The following is a 238-nucleotide window of genomic DNA, read 5'->3' on the forward strand; positions in this document are numbered from 1 at the left end:
GTCGCGTTCCAGACAGTGCTCGCACCGGTTATCACCGCATTGCTGTACCTGACGATCTTCGGCCACGCGCTGCGCGATCACGTGCAGGTCTATCCGGGCGTGCTGTACACGAGCTTCCTCGTACCGGGCCTCGTGATGATGAGCGTGCTGCAGAATGCGTTCGCGAACAGTTCGTCGTCGCTGATTCAGTCGAAGATCACGGGCAATCTCGTGTTCGTGCTGCTGCCGCCGCTGTCGC

At 60.9% G+C, this 238-nt stretch carries 1 pseudogene; it reads left to right on the top strand.

Going from position 1 to position 238, the window contains the following annotated elements:
• Positions 1-238: pseudogene (locus SB753_RS41180) on the top strand (metal-dependent hydrolase); the annotation flags it as partial.

The sequence above is a fragment of the Paraburkholderia sp. SIMBA_053 genome, from assembly GCF_046534895.1.
Lineage (GTDB): Bacteria > Pseudomonadota > Gammaproteobacteria > Burkholderiales > Burkholderiaceae > Paraburkholderia > Paraburkholderia caledonica.